This window comes from Lutimonas saemankumensis, from assembly GCF_020171465.1.
Lineage (GTDB): Bacteria > Bacteroidota > Bacteroidia > Flavobacteriales > Flavobacteriaceae > Lutimonas > Lutimonas saemankumensis.
Window position 1 is genome coordinate 163155 of record NZ_JAIUZR010000004.1, and the last position, 18606, is coordinate 181760.

The window sequence follows — 18606 nt, forward strand, 5'->3', positions numbered from 1 at the left end:
TAAAAAATGAAGTCAAAGTATGTTTTAATACTAATTTGCTCTTTTCTGATCTTTTCTTGTGAAATACCTGAAAATACTTTTAAACCTGGAGAAGTTTGGTTAGATAATAATGGAGTCCATATCAATGCCCATGGTGGTGGGATTCTCTTTTTTAATGACACTTATTATTGGTTTGGTGAGCATAAGACGGAAGGTGAAGCAGGAAATAAAGCCAATGTGGGAGTTCATTGTTATTCCTCTAAGGATTTGTACAATTGGAAAGATGAAGGTGTTGCTTTATCAGTCTCTAATGATTCTTCATCTTTGATCGTAAAAGGTTGTATTGTAGAGAGGCCCAAGGTAATTTATAATACCAAAAACAAGCAATTTGTCATGTGGTTTCACCACGAGTTAAAAGGGAAGGGATATGATGCCGCTATGACTGGTGTAGCATTAAGTGATAAAATAACAGGTCCGTACAATTATGTAAAAAGCATGAACCCGAATAAAAGTCAATGGCCCTTGAATTATCCCGATAGTTTAAAATCGTTAAGCCCAAATTTAGACGGATTTAAAAGGTGGTCAGAAGAATGGAACAAAGAAATGATCAATGGGGCAATTCTCAAAAGAGATTTTGAACGTGGACAAATGGCCCGTGATATGACGCTTTTTGTAGATGATGACGGGAAGGCGTATCATATCCACTCCTCTGAAGAAAACACCACACTTCATATCGCAGAATTGACGGATGATTATTTAGACTTTACAGGAAAGTATACAAGAGTTCTAATCAACAAGAGTAATGAGGCTCCGGCCATTTTTAAGAAAGGCGAAAAATATTTTATGATTACTTCAGGGCTATCAGGTTGGAAACCAAATGCAGCCAGATCTGCCGTTGCTGACCATCCGTTAGGCCCCTGGAAAGAACTGGGTAATCCTTGTCGAGGAACCGAAGAAGAGGTAACTAAGACATTTTACTCACAAAGCACATTTGTATTGCCTGTTCAGGGAAAACAAGACACTTATATTTTTATGGCGGATCGATGGACTCCTGAAAATGCGATTGACGGAAGATATATTTGGTTACCCATAGAATTTGAAAACAATAAACCCATTATTAAATGGCAGGATGAATGGAAGATGTAAAAATCAAAAAATAAAATATGAAGAAAATAAACATACTCTTCCTTTCACTATCCGTAGTTTTAGGGTTCACTGCCTGTAACAAAACAACGGTCAAAAGTGAATCAACCTTGAAGCTGTGGTATGAGCAACCGGCAACCGACTGGCAATCAGAAGGGCTTCCTATTGGTAATGGCCATTCAGGAGCCATGTTTTTTGGTGGAATTGAAAATGAGCAGATCCAGTTTTCAGAAGGTACCCTTTGGAGCGGTGGGCCGGGATCAGGAAAGGAGTATAACTACGGCATAAAAAAAGATGCCTGGAAACACCTTGCTGAAGTACGTCGTTTATTAGATGAAGGAAAAATGGAAGAAGCTCATGAATTAGCCAACCGAGAATTAACCGGGTCCATTTATAAAGCTGAAGGATCAACATCCCAATTTGGCAACTACGGAGCACAGCAAACCATGGGTGATATTTTTATCGATATACACAATGAAGGAGTAGTAACAGGTTATAGAAGGGAGCTGGATATCTCAAAAGCAGAAGGACGAGTAAGCTATAAAATCGATGGTACCCGTTACAAACGTACTTATTTTGCTTCTTATCCGGCTAATACCTTCGTCTACCGCTTTGAATCAGATAAATTAACTGATTACACTTTTCGTTTTAAATCACCTCACAATAAGATCGATGAGTCCTTTGCTAATTCTGTTTATTCTTATCAGGGAGAAGTTGCTGATAACGGAATGGAGTTTGAAACACGCTTCAAGGTTGATACTGATGGGAGCATAAACTATAAAGACGGAAAAATAAATATCAATGGGGCAAAATACCTGAATATTTATCATGTTGCAGCAACAGATTATACCAATCTATACCCAAATTATAAGGGGAATGACTATCAGGCTGAAAACAAAAGAACCTTTCAAAACATTGAAGGTAAATCCTACCTCGACCTTTTAGACGAACATCAAAAAGATTATAAATCACTTTATGACAGAGTTCATTTTAAATTAGGAAATAAAACAAAAGACAGCCTTCCCACCAACCTGCGATTGTTGGAATATGCCAATGGAGCCACGGATCTAGGGCTGGAAGAACTTTATTTTCAGTTTGGCCGTTACATGATGATTTCATCCTCTCGCCCAGGAACCATGCCCATGAATTTACAGGGGAAATGGAACAATAGTACCAATCCCGCATGGGCTTGTGATTATCATATGAACATCAATCAGCAAATGTTGTACTGGCCGGCAGAAATAACCAATCTTAGTGAATGCCATGAACCTTTATTTGACCATATGGAGAGCCTGGTTGAGCCTGGAAGGGTTTCAGCGCAGGAATTTTACAATACAAGAGGTTGGGTGGTCAATACCATGAACAACCCATTTGGTTATACTTCACCGGGTTGGAATTTTCCCTGGGGAGCGTTCCCGGGTGGTGCGGCATGGTTATGTCAGCATCTATGGGAGCATTATGATTTTACGCAAGACAGAAATTTCTTAGAACAGACCGCTTATCCATTGATGAAGGAAGCAGCCTTGTTTTGGATCGATTATTTAATCGAAGACGAGAACGGATATTTGGTTTCTTCTCCTTCTTATTCTCCTGAGCATGGCGGAATTTCAAGAGGTTCGTCAATGGATCATCAGATCGCATGGGACCTTTTAAACAATTGTATTGCAGCCAGTAAAATATTAGGTATAGATGGTGAATTTAAAACAGAAGCACAAAGAATTCGAGACAGGATTTCTCCTCCAACCATTGGTAGCTGGGGACAGCTCCAGGAATGGAAGGAAGATGTGGACGACCCAAATAGCAAGCACCGCCATGTATCTCATTTATATGCTTTCCATCCGGGAAAACAAATCTCCATGGAAAAAACACCTGATCTCGCAGAAGCTGCAAAAGTAAGTCTAAATGCACGTGGAGATGGTGGAACAGGATGGTCACTGGCATGGAAGGTAAACTTTTGGGCCAGGTTTAAAGATGGGGACCGTGCTTATAAATTATATCGAAGGTTGTTATTTCCGGCTTCCATAGAGGGTGAAAAGATAATGGGGCAAGGCAGTGGAACTTATCCCAACCTGTTTTGTGCACATCCCCCTTTTCAATTGGATGGCAATATGGGAGGTACAGCAGGAATGGCAGAAATGTTGATTCAATCGCATACCGGGGTATTGGAAATACTTCCGGCCCTTCCTTCTGCATGGGAGAAAGGACATGTGAAAGGTTTAAGGGCGAGAGGTGGATTTGAGGTAGCTCTCGACTGGAAAAATGGAAAACTTCAACAACTCGAAATTCTTTCTCAAAAAGATGCTGAAATCAAGCTGAAATTCAGGAAAAATCAGAAATCGATTCAAATTAAAAAAGGTGAAAAACTCTGTTTTGACGAGGATTTGAATACCTTGTAGACTTAAATTATATTTAAAGTGATGAATAAATTATTATCAACATTCCTCATTTTTACACTAATCATTGTTAGTTCCTACGGGCAGGAAACAGTTAGGCTATGGAGCGATCAGGACATCCCCAATTTTCAACTAAGTGATGAGCAAGAGTTTATTGCGGAGGACCGAAACATCCTGTTTATTGAAAAAGTTCAAAGGCCGGCTCTGGAAATCTTTCTTCCATCGAAAAGGAATTCGAAAAATATCGGGGTGTTAATTCTTCCCGGAGGAGGATATTCAGGAGTAGCCTATGACTGGGAAGGAACAGACTACGCGAAATGGTTGAATTCTATTGGTATTGCTGCTTTTGTACTAAAGTACAGAATGCCTCAGTCTGAATCTGTCATCACCTCCCACAAGGCTCCGATTCAGGATGCGCAGCGTGCCATCCGCTATATACGAGACAATGCCAAAAAGTTTACTATTAAGAAGAATAAAGTTGGCGTTCTTGGTTCGTCCGCCGGAGGGCATTTGGCATCAACCCTCTCAACTCACGAAGAAAATTATTACACATTGAAAGATGAAATCGACTTGGAGGATAAAAGGCCTGATTTTCAAATCTTGATTTATCCTGTAATAAGTATGGAAAAAGGTGTGACTCATATGGGTTCAAGAAATAACCTTTTAGGTAATCATCCTGAGGAGGAATTGATTCGTCAGTTTTCCAATGAATTGCATGTAACTGAAAATACCCCCGCAAGTCTTATAATTCACTCAGGTAATGACAAAGCGGTACCCATAGAAAATTCACTTAGGTATTATAAGGCTTTACTGAATAAAAATGTTGCTACAACGATGCATATATTCCCTGATGGAGGTCATGGATATGGTTTGGGTCTAAACAATGAAAATGCCCCTCATTGGAACTCACTTGCCAGGAATTGGTTAGAGCAATTTGAATAGTCGGATCTCTTTAACCCGAATTCTGTTCATCATGTATTCTAAATATTGTAAACGGCTCCCAATATGACGCTCCTTGAATTGTAGGATCTATGGAAATTGTTATACGTCGCGTTGGAATAGCCTTGATAAATGCTTTTTCTACCCATAAAAATATCTTTTGCCTTTAAGCTGATGCTAAATTTATTTTTCAAAAAGGACTTATTGACTCGCACATCTACAAAAGAATAATCAGAAATTTCAGCATTTGGAATATATCTCCTGCCCTGGTAATTGTAATTGATATTGAATCTCAGTTTGTAACTTGTTTTATAAGCCAGACCTATCTTTGCAGAACCGGATATTCCTTTGTTACTGGCTCTTGGATCCAGCAGGTCATCTTTCATTTCTAAATGATACGCCAAGAGATATGTATTGATCGAAAAATTTTTATTGATCTTATATTTCTGTGTTAGATCGAGGCCATATGAGTTGGTTTCATCTATATTTTCAGGTTTGCTCAAAAGAACAGCATCTGCTTCGGATTCTGAAATGATTCTGGCAATTTTGTTTTCTTCCTTCCTGATAAAAACAGAAAACTTATTATTTAATATTCCGGAATTTAAATTGTGAACCAATTCAGCATTCCAGATCGAAGGAATATCTAAAAATGGGTTTCCACTTCTAATAATATCAGGATTTGAATAAATAGCATGTGGATTAAGGTAAAGGTATTTTGGCGCAATGATCCTCCTTGAAAACCCCAGGCTCATATTTTGATTTTGATTTACCTTGTAATTTATATCCAGTACAGGTGAAGGGATAAGATTATGAGTTGTATAACTCGAATCTATTTCTTTTATAGAAGATACCCATGTAATGTTTTCTAATCTCAAGCCTAAACTTACAGCTACTTTTTTACGATTAAATGTTACCGAAAGATAACTTGCAAACTTGTTCTCAAGATAATCATAGGTATAACTTCTTTTGGGATCTATTTCCCAGTCCCCCGTACTTTGACTGAATTTTTCTACCAAAGACTCCATGCTGTTATCCGTAAGCTTAAAGGAAGCGCCTGCCTCCAAATGAAAAACTTCACTCAGATCTCTGTCATAGTCAACTCTGGATAAAACAAAATTCAGGCTTTCATCTGTCCTTACCTTATTGCCCCATAAATTATTTTCACTCAAATCAAACGTATTTGAGTTATTAGTTCTTACAGAACTTAAGTTCTGGTACTGATTCGTCCACTCAAAATTTCCTATTCTATCGGATTTTCTCCTCCAAATGGCTACAACGTTACTTATATTTTGATTGAAATCATTATCGTTTGTTGAATAATTTTCTCGAGGTGGGTTTGAGATATACTGATTCTTAAGAAATATATCGGGTTCCTGTTGGTTATTTACCAAAAAACCTTTAAGCATCAACACATTTTTTTTGTTTAGTTTATATGCGGCATTGGCAAATATCTTTTTTCGTTTCACATTGGTGCTGTCCAGCTTTTCCTGTAATAAAACCTGCTCTTTTAGATCAAAGGTTCTCACCAGTTCTTGTTCCCTGTAAAAATTCTGATTTTGAATAAACCCTCCTGCTCCAAAATTCCACTTGTTTTTGCGGTAATTACCATGAAGTTGTAGGTTATAAAAATCGTAGTTTCCCCCAAGTGTACTTAATTTTAAACTTTTTTGCTTTACACCTTTTGATTTGAGCTTTACATTGATGATTTTCGAGCCGGCATATTTTGCGGAAGCATTGGTCTGAACTTCAATACTTGAAATAATCTGCGGGCTTAGAGAATTGAATTCGTCCCGAGTACTTTCAATGCCGTCAATTAATAAAACTGGCTTTTGTCCTTGAATGGCAATGCCCTCATCATCAACATTAACTGACGGGATATTTTCCAATAATTCACTTACAGAAGTACTTTGACTCAAGCCTTCGTTGATGTTCAAGATCGTTTTATTACTTTTTTGTACGATTGTATTTCTTTCAATAACTACTTCAATATCCTGTAAAGACTGTACACTCTCATTCATATAAATTATTCCCAGGTTAATAGTTTCTTCGGAAGAGAATTCTATTTTCTTTTTGATACTGGAATAACCAATAAATAATAACTTAATCGTATAAGAATCTTCGACGAGATTTTCAAAATGAAAAGAACCTTCCAGGTTTGTTGTACTGCCCTTTATTGCGTTCGTGGTGTCTGCAGCAAAAAGCAACGTATGAACAAATGGCAAGGGTTCTTTCGTGCCGGAATCGAATACCTGGCCCTTAATTGATCTGTTCTGACCATACACTTTAAGGCTAAATGAAACTAACAACAAGCCTAATAAAAAGCAAACACTTCTGCTCTTTCTCATTTTTTGAAATGGCATTTACCAAAACACCAAAGTAGCTTAAAAAGCCATCCTTTTTGAACCAACTATTATCCATTAAAGTGCATTCATTAACAGTTTATTCCGTTTCAGTGTATTTAAATTTCAATTTTCAACAACTCCTAGATGCCAAAACCTGACACTCAGTAAAAGCCTGGTCATGACATGGATAATATCTGAGTATATTTTGTTAAAATAAATGGCTATTTTATCCATGACAATCGTGTTATTTGAACATTGAAGCATTACAACGAACAATGATGAAAAAAACATTGATTATTTTACTGTTTATTGTGAATATAATTCACGCCCAGAACAGAACTGAGCAAAATCCAAATCTTATCATCATCATGACTGATGATATGGGATGGGCGGATGTGGGATTCAATGGTTGTAAAGACATTCCAACACCAAATATTGATATGATAGCCAATCAAGGTGTCCGTTTTGAGGAGGGGTATGTTTCATTTCCTGTTTGCGGACCCAGCAGGGCCGGATTATTGACAGGAAGGTACCAGGACCGTTTTGGCTTTACAACAAACCCCTCAATTGATCCTAACAATCCTGTCGCAGGGCTTCCTACTTCAGAAGAAACGATTGCCACAGTTTTGAGAAAAGCCAATTATAAAAGTGCGATCATAGGAAAATGGCACATGGGGACCCACCCAGATTTTCATCCTTTGGAACGGGGCTTTGATTATTTTTACGGATTCCTTTCAGGAGGGCATAATTATTTTCCGGACCAGCTTACCTTAAATGATCTTTCAGAAGTAACCGAAAAATGGCAGTGGTACAGAACAAAGATCATTGAGAACAGAACAAAAATTGAGACGGATGATTATCTTACCGATGAACTCAGTGATGCCGCAGTCCGATACATAGACAAACAAGCCGAAAGTGATCAGAGATTTATGCTTTATTTAGCCTATAATGCTCCTCATACACCCTTACAGGCCACAGAAAAATATTTATCTCGTTTCCCTGAAATAAAGGATAAAAGAAGAAAAACCTATGCCGCCATGGTGAGTGCGGTTGATGACGGAGTGGGTCGCGTATTACAAAAGCTGGAAGAAAAAGGTCTGGATGAAAATACCATCATCGTGTTTTTATCAGATAATGGAGGAGCAAAAAATAATGCCTCAAATAACGGTCCTTTAAGAGGCCTCAAAGGAGACCTTTTCGAAGGAGGAATAAGGGTGCCCTTTGCCATCCGATGGAAAGGAACAATTCCTGAAGGTCAAAATTACAAAAACCCTGTATCCTCACTTGATATCATGGCGACTATAGTAAGTCTGAATCAAATTGAGATCAACCCTAAAAGGACTCTCGATGGAGTAGATCTGATGCCGTTTTTAACAGGTAAGAATAAAGGCCTTCCTCATGATATTTTGTTTTGGAGAAAATGGGAACAGAACGCCATGGCGATCCGGAAAGGAAATTATAAACTTGTGGCCAACCAAAACAAAGAAAAATATATTCCTGATCTATACCAAATGGATCTGTCTGAATCTGAAGACAAGATTCTAAAAAACAAGGACAAAGTTTATTCAGAATTACTATCAGACTGGAATCAGTGGAACAAGGAATTGAAAGATCGGATTTTCCCGACCCTTCAAGATAGATGGTGGACTACACAGGATTGAGAATCAAACATAATCCTTTGGGCTTACACCAAACATTTTTTTGAAGCTCTTACTAAAATATGAGCTATTTGAAAACCCTACTTTATACATTACTTCCTTCACATTATATTTTCCGCTTTCCATCAATTGAGCGGCCTTTTTTAATCTTATGGAACGGATAAAATCATTTGCAGTCTGACCCGTCAATCCTTTAATTTTTCTGTAAAAATTAGTATGATTCATTCCGGCAAGATCGCTTAAAGACTTCACATTTAAGTTGCTGTCATCAATATTTTTTTCGATTATTCGTACCACCTTACTCAGGAAGTTTTCATCCAAAGAACTTAGCTCAATATTACTAATCTCTGTACTGCGTTGGTTGATAAAAGTTTTCTTGAGCTTCTCCCTTTGTTTGATCAGGTTCTTTGACTTAGTTATCAGATAATCGAACTGGAAAGGCTTTCCTACATAGTCATCAGCCCCGTACTCAACACCTGTTAATTTACTTTTTGAATCACCCTTGGCAGATAACAGAATTATGGGAATATGACTGGTTCTAATGTCCGTTTTTAGCTTATTGCATAATTCATAACCATCCATTCTTGGCATCATGACGTCTGAAATAATGATATCAGGCATCCTTCTGGTGGCTGAATCAAAGCCCTCTACTCCATCAACCGCCGTGATAACATTGTAGAATTTATCGAAACTTTCTTCAAGAAATTCCCGCATATCCTTTTCGTCTTCAACAATCAACAAAACCGGTAATTTCCTTTTCTTATCATTAATTCCGTTTTCCCGAATTTCAAATTCACCTCTTACCGATTCTATTTCCTTTATTCTACCATTGATCTGTGTCTTTTCAACAAAATCCGTAAAAGCTTCCTTTTCTGTTGGTATCTCTATTATGAATTCACTTCCTTTGTTCAATTTACTTTTAAATTCCACAAATCCATTATGCAGTTTTACATACTCCTTTACGAGCGATAGACCGATTCCGCTCCCACCCTGATTTGTGTAATTTGTTGATTCGATATTCGAAAACCTCTCAAAGACCTGATCCTGATCTTCATTATTAATACCAACTCCTGAATCTTTGACAGAAATCAATAGTTTGGAAACCTTTTTTTTGTACTCCAGCTTTAGTTTGATCGAACCTCTATCTGGCGTGAATTTATAGGCATTCGACAAAAGATTCAACAATGTTTTTTCCATTTTTTCAAGATCAAACCACATATGCAATGACTTCCTGTTTGATTTGAAAGTCATATCCAGTTCTCTGTGCAAGGCTTCGCTTTCAAACCTGTCAAAGATATTTTTGGAGAATTCTACGATATCATATTCCTGTATCTCAAGTTTCTCCACTCCCTTTTCAAATTTTCTCAGGTCAAGAATCTGATTAACAAGTTTAATAAGTCTGCCTGCATTTCTGTCGATTACGCTCAATTTTCTGACCATTTCAACATCTTCTTCCTCTTCAATGATTCTTTCAAGAGGAGCTTTAATAAGGGTAAGGGGTGTTTTCAACTCATGGGTGATTGTGCTGAAAAATTTAGTTTTTAACTCAGCTAGTTCTTCTGTCTTCTTTCTTTGAAATGTTTCTAATTTTATTCTGTTATTATATTTTTCCCTCGAAAGAATTACTCGATATCCAATCATTACAGACAAAACCAAAATAATAACATAAAACGCATAAGCCAGGTTAGATGCATAGAATGGTGGTTTAATCGAAATTCCAAACTTCCTTACTTCGTTACTGCTGATTCCAAAAGCATTGCTCGCTTTAACCTTAAAGACATATTTTCCTGGTTGTACTTTAACATATTTAGCCACATTGTTCCCATTATTTAAAATATTCCAGACTTCGTCATATCCCTCGAGCATATAACTATAGGTTATATTTTTATTGTCTATCAGGTTTAAAGAAGAGAATGAAATATCAAAACTATTGTCGTTGTAGGATAAATTAATATTTTCAATTTGGTTTAAGGGCTTTTCAGAAAAGAGCTCCTTATAAAACTCAGCATCTTTAGATTCATCTTTGCCCAGTACCTCAAAATTTGTAAATCTTAAATCCGGAGCTGATTCGTTAAAAGTAATTTGGTTCGGATCGAAGCTTATATAACCATCCAGACTATTAAAGAATATTCTCCCTTCTTTATTCTTGTATCCTTTTCGGCTAAACTTAATATTCCGAATGAGATAACTTGGAACTTTTCTTAAAACAGAACGGCTTACATCAAATTGATAGATATTTGAATAATCCGATAACCAAATAAAATTGTCATCTACTATCATTCCTCTGACAATCATATCGAGATCGGTAATTCTAATAAAATTATTCGCTTCACCATCCCACTTAAATAATCCATTTTCGGCAGCAGCCCAAAATTCATTATCGTTCAGGTAGGTATCATAAACAACCCCATTTGGAGCATCTTCCTCTGGACCAAAGGAGATTATTTCCTCTGTTTCCACATTCAATTTGATCAGGCTTATAAAAGTGTCGATCCAAAGGTTATTGCTACTATCTAAGGTAATTTCTTTTATTCGGGTTACAGGAACCTTATTCTCATTTAGGACCGGATAAGGGTTAAAATTTCTGTCCTTCTTACCCCCTGTTGACTTGTAAAGTCCTTTATTGAGAGTAGAAACCCATAAATCTCCGTTTAATTCGATAGCAATATCCGACATATAATTTGTTCCTAAATACCCCTTTTTACCAACTTGTGCCGTATAACTGACAAACTTGTCTCGATTAGAATCAAATTTATTAATACCTCCTGGTGTTGCTAACCAGATATTATCCTCATCGTCAATATAGATTTTCGAAACTTTCGTATGAAGAATTTGCGGAGGATGAAACTCAGAATACTTATTTTTATCAGGATCATACTTGATCAACCCTTCATTTGACGCAAACCAATAATTACCTTTCCTGTCTTCCAAAATCGAATTCACCTCAAAACTCTCAGCATGCTGTTTTCCGTTATTTCCTGTTTGATTAAATAGGATACTGTTATCAGAAATAAGAATCTTATTTACACCATTATTGGTTCCGATCCAAAGGTTGCCCTGACGATCTTGATAGAGCGTGTTTATTACGTCATGGCTGATTGAGTTAATATTTCCAAAATTGTGAAAAAAACTTAATGTTTCTCCGGTTTCAATAGAGTACCTGTTTAACCCGAAATCAGTACCAAACCAAATCTCATTTGAATTGACAGGATAAACCGTCTTTATAACATCATTGCTAATTTGGCCTTTGGTACTGTTCTTTGTAATATTCTTAAATGAATAATTATCAGTATTAAAAATCACCAATCCGGTTTCCGTGCCAATTAATAATTTATTATTCTCCTCGTTTTCCAACGGATGGATACTTAGAATAAGATTATTTCGCCCCTGTTCTGCTTCTTTTGGTTTAATATTAAATGATTCAAAACTTTTAGACTCCCTGTTGAACTTGTTCAGTTCATTATAAGTCCCGATCCATAGATTTCCTTCATGGTCCTCATTAATAACCCGGATGACATTGTGACTAATGGATTTGTCGTTATATGAATCATGAATATAAGACTCAAACTTCCCTGTATATTTATCATAGATTCTTAGTCCTTTATTTGTCCCTATAACAATCTCATTATATCTCGTAATATAAAGTGTTCGGTATTCAACCCCTACGCTTTCATTAAGAATGAATCTTCTTGTTTGATCCGATTTTGGATCATAAATAAACACCCCTGCTCTTGAAACAATCACAATTTCACCATCATGATCCAAAGCCAGTTTTTCAACAAAGAAGAAATCGGTTTCACTTCCAAATTCATCTCTATAAGTGATTGCTTTTATTTCATGGCCGTCATACCTGTAAATACCATTGCGCATTCCCAGATAAAGGAATCCGTTTTCGTCTTCAGCAAAACTCGTTGAGGTAACTGATTGTAGCTCATCGGGAAGCTCTAAATGGTCAATAACATAATTATTGTTTTGCGCCAATACATTGGTACAATGTAGACAAACTGCAAGCAGCAGATAAAAATGAGTTAATACTTGTCTGAAGGTCATAAAAAATCTGACTATTTACCCTCCCCCGGGTAATTTTTAGATCGAGTAAATTAATAAATTCTTCGCTCAGGAATGGCATGATATAAAAAAAAAGGTAATTAATGATAAAATGTGGATAATTTATTTGAAATAATACTATTCCTATACCTTATTTTCACATCTTATCGGATTAACTGATTGTTTTGAAATCGATTTAGATCCTGAAAAAACATAAAACTATGAAAACAGCTTTTTACCAAATTTTGATTCTGTTTCTTTTGTTCACGGGTCAAACTAATTCAGCTCAGGAAAAACCAAACGTATTGATGATCGTACTTGATGATCTAAATGATTTTGTTGGAGTTATGGGAGGACATCCTCAGGCGAGAACTCCTCATATAGATAAATTTGCATCTCAGGGAGTTCTCTTTCTGAATGCGCATAGTAATGTTCCGGTTTGCATGCCTTCAAGAGCTAGTTTTATGAATGGAATACTGCCAACATCATCAGGGAATTGGGGATTTGAGAATTGGCTTAAGAATGAAACGCTGATAAATTCAAAATCACTTCCCGAATACTTCAGGGATAATGGTTACCAAACTTTTCAGACGGGTAAGGTTTTTCATAATGCTAAAAAAGGAGTATGGGATGAAATGGGTGCCGTTGCAGACTATGGGCCCATGGCCTTCAATGGTATAAAGGCTGTCGTCCACCCTTCCTGTCCAGAGGCGATGGGAGTCTTAGGGCCTCTGGATGCAACTTTCGCATCTTTGGCAGATGTTCCTGAGGTACAGCCAAATGCAGATTCTCCAGGTTATAAGGGATGGAGAAACACACATCGAAAAACGAATAGCCACTTCAATTACGAGGACAATAACAACAGAGATCTGATGACTGATGAAAAAAGCGTTCAATGGTTTGAAACAAAAATAAAAGCACTGGAAAAGGACGAACAAGGAGATCCTTTTTTCTTAAGTGTCGGTTTAATCAGGCCTCATACACCCCTTGTGGTTCCTCAAAAGTATTTTGACAAATTTCCTATTAAAGATATTCAAATACCTGTTCAGTTAAAAGATGACAAAAATGACACACGTCTTGCCGAAAATTCTAAAAAAGAACCCAGAGGCAGGACTGCTTTTAAAACGCTAACTGAATCGTATTCAAACCCGGAAGAGGGCCTAAGGAAATACACCCAGGCATATCTTGCAAGCGTTGCCTTTGCCGATGACATGGTAGGGAAACTTCTAAAAGTTCTTGACAACAGCAGGTTTAAAAAGAATACCATAGTTGTTCTGTTTAGCGACCATGGTTATAATTTGGGCCAAAAAGATTACCTGTTCAAGTATTCATTATGGGAAGAGTCAACCCGAGTACCTTTGATCATGAGGATACCAAAAAATGAGCAAAATGCCGGAAAAAAAGTACAATCTCCGGTTAGTCTGATAGACCTATATCCTACCTTAAAAGATCTTTGTAATCTAAAAGGTACCACTTTGCTAAACGAAAGGGGGGGCGAATTGGACGGGTTTAGCTTAAAACCCTTGATCGAAAATCCCGAGGCAGAACAATGGGACGGACCTGATGTTGCACTATCCGTTATTGCAAGCTGGAAATCTAATAAACCGGAAGACCAGCATTTGTCAGTTAGATCCCGTGACTTTAGATACATCCATTATTTTAACGGGGCCGAAGAGCTTTATGATCATAGGATTGATCAATACGAATGGAACAATATTGCTAATGACCCCAAATATGCAGAAATAAAACAAACACTTAAAAAGAAATTGTTTCTGGAAATTGGCAAGGAATAACCACTTATTGCCATTAAATAGGGTAATTTATCATAAAGTCAGTTAAAATAGCGCAGATAATGATAGAAATGGTTTAAATTACACCCCATTGATATATTTAAATCGGGTATACATTGAAACTAGAATATCATCCATCCACAATTTCGAATTTTGAATCCTTTTATGTAGAAAGAAAAAAGTCTCCATATTACGGGCTTCATTGGCATTATCATGAAGAATTCGAAATCCTGTATACCATCAAGGGCGAGGGAGTAAGGATTGTTGGAGATAATATGGATCATTTTAAAGGTGAGGAATTGGTCTTTCTCGGGTCAGGATTGCCTCACCTGTTCAAAAATGACGAAAAGGACGAATCCAAATCTGTTGATTTTATTGTAGTAAAATTTGGTCAGAAATTTAATGATGTCCCTCTCTTCTCTCTTCCGGAATTCTCAAAAATCGATCGTTTCCTAAAATCTGCTCACAGGGGGCTCATATTCTCCAAAGAAACTGCTAAAAAGGTAAGTAAAGAATTAATCAAATTGTCAAAATGCAAAGACGCCGATAAGATTATTCATCTTATATCTGTGCTTCAAATTCTCTCACAGGAAAGTAACTACCAGTATTTGGCAAGTGAAAACTTTTCTTCCAGAATTTCTGACAGAGGTGAGGATAGGATGCAAAAAATAATTGATTACATTTCAAACCATTATACCAAAGATATTTCCTTGGAAGATCTTGCCGAAGTAGCCCATATGACTACAAATTCATTTTGTAGGTTCTTTAAGAACAGAACTGGTAAGACGGCCTTCCAGTTCATCAGAGAATTCAGGATAAACAAGGCTTGTCAAATGCTTATTAATGGAGAAAAGAGTATCGCAGAAATTTGCTATGATACCGGGTTTAATTCCTTTTCCAGTTTTAACCGTATTTTCAAGAATATGAAAGGTATTTCCGCCAGTGAATACAAAAATAAGTACATGAGTCTTAATTATTAGATTCCCCGATGATGATTCATGATTATGGCTTCCGCATATCAGGATACTGAGTTCGAATATCCAAGCAAAATACTGGCAAAGATCAAAACCACGAGACCAACCAACAAGAGTTTGAATGGCTTCTTAGCACCTTTCCATTCTCCGGCTTTATAGGCCCAGAAATTACTCACAATCAAAGATAGTCCCAGTAACATCGGCCAACCTATTACCCCTCCTATTGGTCCGATCAAAGCTGCTCCCTGACCGTATACACCGAGTGCACCAAACCAGAATATGCTTGCGATAATTGCCCACTTATAGGCCTTGGCTGATCCAGCAACTTTAAAATTGTTCCAGGAATTATTTTTGATCAGTAAAAATATCGCATAACCTGCATTCATGATATAAGCTCCAAGGAGTACCACCACCCAGGCAGCCAGGCTCGCATTTCTATCCAAAGCACCCGCCTTTTCAGCCAGTTCAGCGATTGGAGCAGCGCTTACGAATCCCACATTGAGTAAGGCGGATAAGACCCCGCAGGCTACAGCAATAAAAATTCCCTTTCCGATGTTTGATTTTTCTGACACCTCTTCCTTTACCAGTTTATCCTTGTTTATTCCAGCTTTTGCTGTAATTGCTACCCCTGACAGGGTAACGATCAAACCCGCTATAACATAGGGAAACTGAGGAGTTGAACTGGCGTCATCCATGAGCAACAGGGGAATTAGGGCTCCAACAGATCCTGCAAGACCCATCACGATTCCCATGGTCAGTGAAAGGCCTATATAGGGAACGCTCACCCCAAAAAGAATACCTCCGATACCCCATAAAAAACCGAACAACATTGCCATAAAAACAACTTCGTTCATTGCCGGGTCAGAAAAAGCCGTAGCCAATACCCCGAACAGGTCCGGTACTACAAGGTAAGCCCAAATGACAGGAATAATAAGCATTGCGATCGTTGCATGCACCAGCCACCACGATTCCCATTTTAGGGGAGCCATATACTTCATGCCGAGTCCAAAAGATCCTTGAAAAACACTGGCAAATATGATTAATAAGAAAGGAAAAAACATTGAATCCATAATATGCAGATCTGATTAGTTAATTATTTAGTTTGTGACTTATTTCCTGATAAGCATTCAAGACCAGGCCAACATCAACGGAATAGGCTATGTATTGAACCCCTATTTGTTTCCATTTTTCGGCATCTTCCACATTCTCGGTGAAGGTCCCTATTTTTTTACCCCTTTTTTGAGCTAAAATAACGGCGTCCTTCATTTTGGAAACTACCTTTTCATGATTTACTTCTCCCGGTACCCCACAAGATTGAGACAAATCATAGGGCCCCAAAAAGATCACATCAATACCCTCCACCTCGAGAATCTCAGCTAAATTATCAAGTCCCTCAAGTCCTTCAATATGGATAATTGTGAGAATAGACTCATTGGCACTGCCAAAATATTTAGCTTTATCTTCATGAGTATAATCGGCCGCCCTTACATAGCGGCACATACCTCTTTCCCCTTGTGGATAGAATTTAGTGGCCTTAATAACTTTCTGAGCATCTGATTTTGAGGAAATTTTAGGAACCTGAATGCATCTGGCCCCAACATCCAATGTTCTCAAAATCAAGGTCTCTGAATTCTCCGTGACACGTACCACAGGGGTTATTCCCCTTGCCTCAGCTGTCCGGATCAAGGTTTGAACTGTTTCTATACTAAAGGGTCCGTGTTCCATATCCAAAATGATAAAGTCAAAGCCGCTTAACGCCGCAATTTCTACCATGGTCGCATCCTGGATTTTACAGAACGGCCCGTAGACAGTTTTCCCCTTTGAAAGATGATCTTTTAATTGATTCCTTTTCATAATTTCTTTCCCAATAGCAACCCTAATCTATTGCTGTTGATATTCTTTTTTTAACCAAATAATCATCCAGGGCCAGATGAGAACAGTCATAGCCTATACCACTATTCTTGATTCCTCCGTGAGGGAGATAAATGGCATATTTCACCCCATTGATCTGAATTTCTCCAAATTCAAGATCTTCTGAAAAACGTTCTATTCTTTTGTGGTTATTTGTAAAAATATAGGAAGCTAATCCGTATTCGGTATCGTTGGCCAACTGCAGGACCTCATCATCAGTTTCAAAACTCAAAATACTCGCAATCGGCCCAAAAGTCTCTTTACGGAACAGGTCCATCTCAGAAGTAATACCCGAAATAACCGTGGGTTCTATCCAGTTTCCATTTTCAGGTAAATCTCTTGGAATTTGCCCTCCGTATTCTAATTTCCCTCCTTTGTCCAGAGCATCATCGATCAGATCAAACATCCTGTCACGATCCTCTCGGGTCACAACGGGCCCCATAAATACTTCAGGATGTTCTTTTGTTCCAAGGCCCAATTTCAATTCAGAAGTCCTTTCTACAAAAGCTTTTAAAAATTTCTGATAGATCTTTTTATGTACAAATATTCGATTCGCTGCAACACATATCTGACCGGAATTCCAAAAACTTAAAGTCACCGCCAAATTTAGTGCTTTTTCAAAATCGGCATCATCGAAAATGATAAAAGGAGCATTCCCGCCAAGTTCCATACCCAACTTCTTGATCGAGGTGTTACTATCTGCAATAACTCTTTTCCCTGTTTCAGTAGATCCAATCATGGTCAATACCGATGGAATCTTGCTTTTAGTCATCGTACTTGCCACATATTTACTTGGCCCGGTGAGTATATTTACGACACCTGCAGGAAAATCGATTTCGTAAAGGATCTCACCAAGGATATAGGCAGACAACGGTGATAAAGAAGAAGGTTTGATGATCAATGAACATCCAGCCGCCAGTGCCGGGCCCAGTTTAAAGCCTACATTAAGTAAGGGAAAATTCCAGGCCAGATACGCCACAGCCACCCCCGCAGGTTTTGAAATCATCTTATGTGTATGTGTATTTTCGTAATCAGGTATCAGCTCTTCACGTAAATTTTTCATGGCACCCGGGTACCATTCCAAAGCATTGACCACAGCTTCAATGTCTTCATAGGCTCCCTCATAGTTTTTACCCATTTCGTAAACCATTGCAGTCCTTAATTCATGTTCCTTTTCGAGAACCGCGGATCGCAGTTTCATCATCCAGGCAGTTCTTTTCGCCAGGGATAATTTGGACCAGTATTTAAAACCATTCTGAGCAGCTTCAAGTGCCTTTTCGGCATCAGAGATCCCTGCCTCTGCAATTTGAGCAATAACTTCTCCATTTGCCGGGCAAACCACATCCGCTTTTTTATTGCCTTCAGCGTCGATCAGCTTTCCGTTGATATATAATTTCTTGTATCCAAAATGTTTTGTTTCCATTTTACCA

At 37.8% G+C, this 18606-nt stretch carries 11 protein-coding genes; 6 read left to right on the top strand and 5 right to left on the bottom strand.

Annotation, left to right across the window (positions count from 1 at the left end):
* The first annotated feature begins 6 nt into the window (after positions 1 to 6).
* Genes LCM02_RS08515 through LCM02_RS08525 form a run of 3 tightly spaced genes read left to right on the top strand, consistent with a single transcriptional unit; the run spans position 7 to position 4457 of the window.
* Positions 7 to 1125, top strand: a complete 1119-nt coding sequence (locus LCM02_RS08515; RefSeq protein ID WP_224928038.1) for a glycoside hydrolase family 43 protein — start codon at positions 7 to 9, stop codon at positions 1123 to 1125.
* A gap of 17 nt (positions 1126 to 1142) precedes the next feature.
* Positions 1143 to 3518 (top strand): glycoside hydrolase family 95 protein, encoded by a 2376-nt coding sequence (locus tag LCM02_RS08520; RefSeq protein ID WP_224928041.1) that lies wholly within the window; start codon positions 1143 to 1145, stop codon positions 3516 to 3518.
* Between the two features lie 21 nt (positions 3519 to 3539).
* Positions 3540 to 4457, top strand: coding sequence for an alpha/beta hydrolase (locus LCM02_RS08525; RefSeq protein WP_224928044.1), 918 nt, complete (start codon positions 3540 to 3542; stop codon positions 4455 to 4457).
* 38 nt (positions 4458 to 4495) lie between these two features.
* Here LCM02_RS08525 and LCM02_RS08530 read toward each other — a convergent pair whose 3' ends face one another.
* Positions 4496 to 6799 (bottom strand): outer membrane beta-barrel family protein, encoded by a 2304-nt coding sequence (locus LCM02_RS08530; RefSeq protein WP_224928047.1) that lies wholly within the window; start codon positions 6797 to 6799, stop codon positions 4496 to 4498.
* 275 nt (positions 6800 to 7074) lie between these two features.
* Between LCM02_RS08530 and LCM02_RS08535 the strand changes: the two genes are divergently transcribed.
* On the top strand, positions 7075 to 8457 hold the full coding sequence (locus LCM02_RS08535; RefSeq protein WP_224928049.1) for a sulfatase-like hydrolase/transferase: 1383 nt from the start codon (positions 7075 to 7077) through the stop codon (positions 8455 to 8457).
* A gap of 3 nt (positions 8458 to 8460) precedes the next feature.
* Here LCM02_RS08535 and LCM02_RS08540 read toward each other — a convergent pair whose 3' ends face one another.
* Positions 8461 to 12504 carry a hybrid sensor histidine kinase/response regulator transcription factor gene (locus tag LCM02_RS08540; RefSeq protein WP_224928052.1) on the bottom strand — a complete coding sequence of 1348 codons (4044 nt, stop codon included), beginning with the start codon at positions 12502 to 12504 and terminating at the stop codon, positions 8461 to 8463.
* Between the two features lie 218 nt (positions 12505 to 12722).
* Here LCM02_RS08540 and LCM02_RS08545 point away from each other — a divergent pair, with 218 nt between their 5' ends.
* Together LCM02_RS08545 and LCM02_RS08550 are read left to right on the top strand one after the other, a co-directional pair.
* Positions 12723 to 14294 (top strand): sulfatase, encoded by a 1572-nt coding sequence (locus tag LCM02_RS08545; protein WP_224928055.1) that lies wholly within the window; start codon positions 12723 to 12725, stop codon positions 14292 to 14294.
* Positions 14295 to 14407: 113 nt separating this feature from the next.
* Positions 14408 to 15271 (top strand): AraC family transcriptional regulator, encoded by an 864-nt coding sequence (locus tag LCM02_RS08550; RefSeq protein WP_224928058.1) that lies wholly within the window; start codon positions 14408 to 14410, stop codon positions 15269 to 15271.
* Between the two features lie 38 nt (positions 15272 to 15309).
* Here LCM02_RS08550 and LCM02_RS08555 read toward each other — a convergent pair whose 3' ends face one another.
* Genes LCM02_RS08555 through LCM02_RS08565 form a run of 3 tightly spaced genes read right to left on the bottom strand, consistent with a single transcriptional unit; the run spans position 15310 to position 18599 of the window.
* Positions 15310 to 16335, bottom strand: coding sequence for an L-rhamnose/proton symporter RhaT (locus tag LCM02_RS08555; RefSeq protein WP_224928060.1), 1026 nt, complete (start codon positions 16333 to 16335; stop codon positions 15310 to 15312).
* A gap of 19 nt (positions 16336 to 16354) precedes the next feature.
* Positions 16355 to 17119 carry an HpcH/HpaI aldolase family protein gene (locus LCM02_RS08560; protein ID WP_224928063.1) on the bottom strand — a complete coding sequence of 255 codons (765 nt, stop codon included), beginning with the start codon at positions 17117 to 17119 and terminating at the stop codon, positions 16355 to 16357.
* 22 nt (positions 17120 to 17141) lie between these two features.
* Positions 17142 to 18599 (bottom strand): aldehyde dehydrogenase family protein, encoded by a 1458-nt coding sequence (locus LCM02_RS08565; protein WP_224928066.1) that lies wholly within the window; start codon positions 18597 to 18599, stop codon positions 17142 to 17144.
* Positions 18600 to 18606: the final 7 nt, after the last annotated feature.

Excerpts from the sequence above, each read along its gene's own strand:
- LCM02_RS08555 (WP_224928060.1), bottom strand. The coding sequence starts at position 16,335 with ATGGATTCAATGTTTTTTCCTTTCTTATTAATCATATTTGCCAGTGTT.
- LCM02_RS08520 (WP_224928041.1), top strand. The coding sequence starts at position 1,143 with ATGAAGAAAATAAACATACTCTTCCTTTCACTATCCGTAGTTTTAGGG.
- LCM02_RS08525 (WP_224928044.1), top strand. The coding sequence starts at position 3,540 with ATGAATAAATTATTATCAACATTCCTCATTTTTACACTAATCATTGTT.
- LCM02_RS08530 (WP_224928047.1), bottom strand. The coding sequence starts at position 6,799 with ATGAGAAAGAGCAGAAGTGTTTGCTTTTTATTAGGCTTGTTGTTAGTT.
- LCM02_RS08535 (WP_224928049.1), top strand. The coding sequence starts at position 7,075 with ATGAAAAAAACATTGATTATTTTACTGTTTATTGTGAATATAATTCAC.
- LCM02_RS08540 (WP_224928052.1), bottom strand. The coding sequence starts at position 12,504 with ATGACCTTCAGACAAGTATTAACTCATTTTTATCTGCTGCTTGCAGTT.
- LCM02_RS08545 (WP_224928055.1), top strand. The coding sequence starts at position 12,723 with ATGAAAACAGCTTTTTACCAAATTTTGATTCTGTTTCTTTTGTTCACG.
- LCM02_RS08565 (WP_224928066.1), bottom strand. The coding sequence starts at position 18,599 with ATGGAAACAAAACATTTTGGATACAAGAAATTATATATCAACGGAAAG.
- LCM02_RS08560 (WP_224928063.1), bottom strand. The coding sequence starts at position 17,119 with ATGAAAAGGAATCAATTAAAAGATCATCTTTCAAAGGGGAAAACTGTC.
- LCM02_RS08515 (WP_224928038.1), top strand. The coding sequence starts at position 7 with ATGAAGTCAAAGTATGTTTTAATACTAATTTGCTCTTTTCTGATCTTT.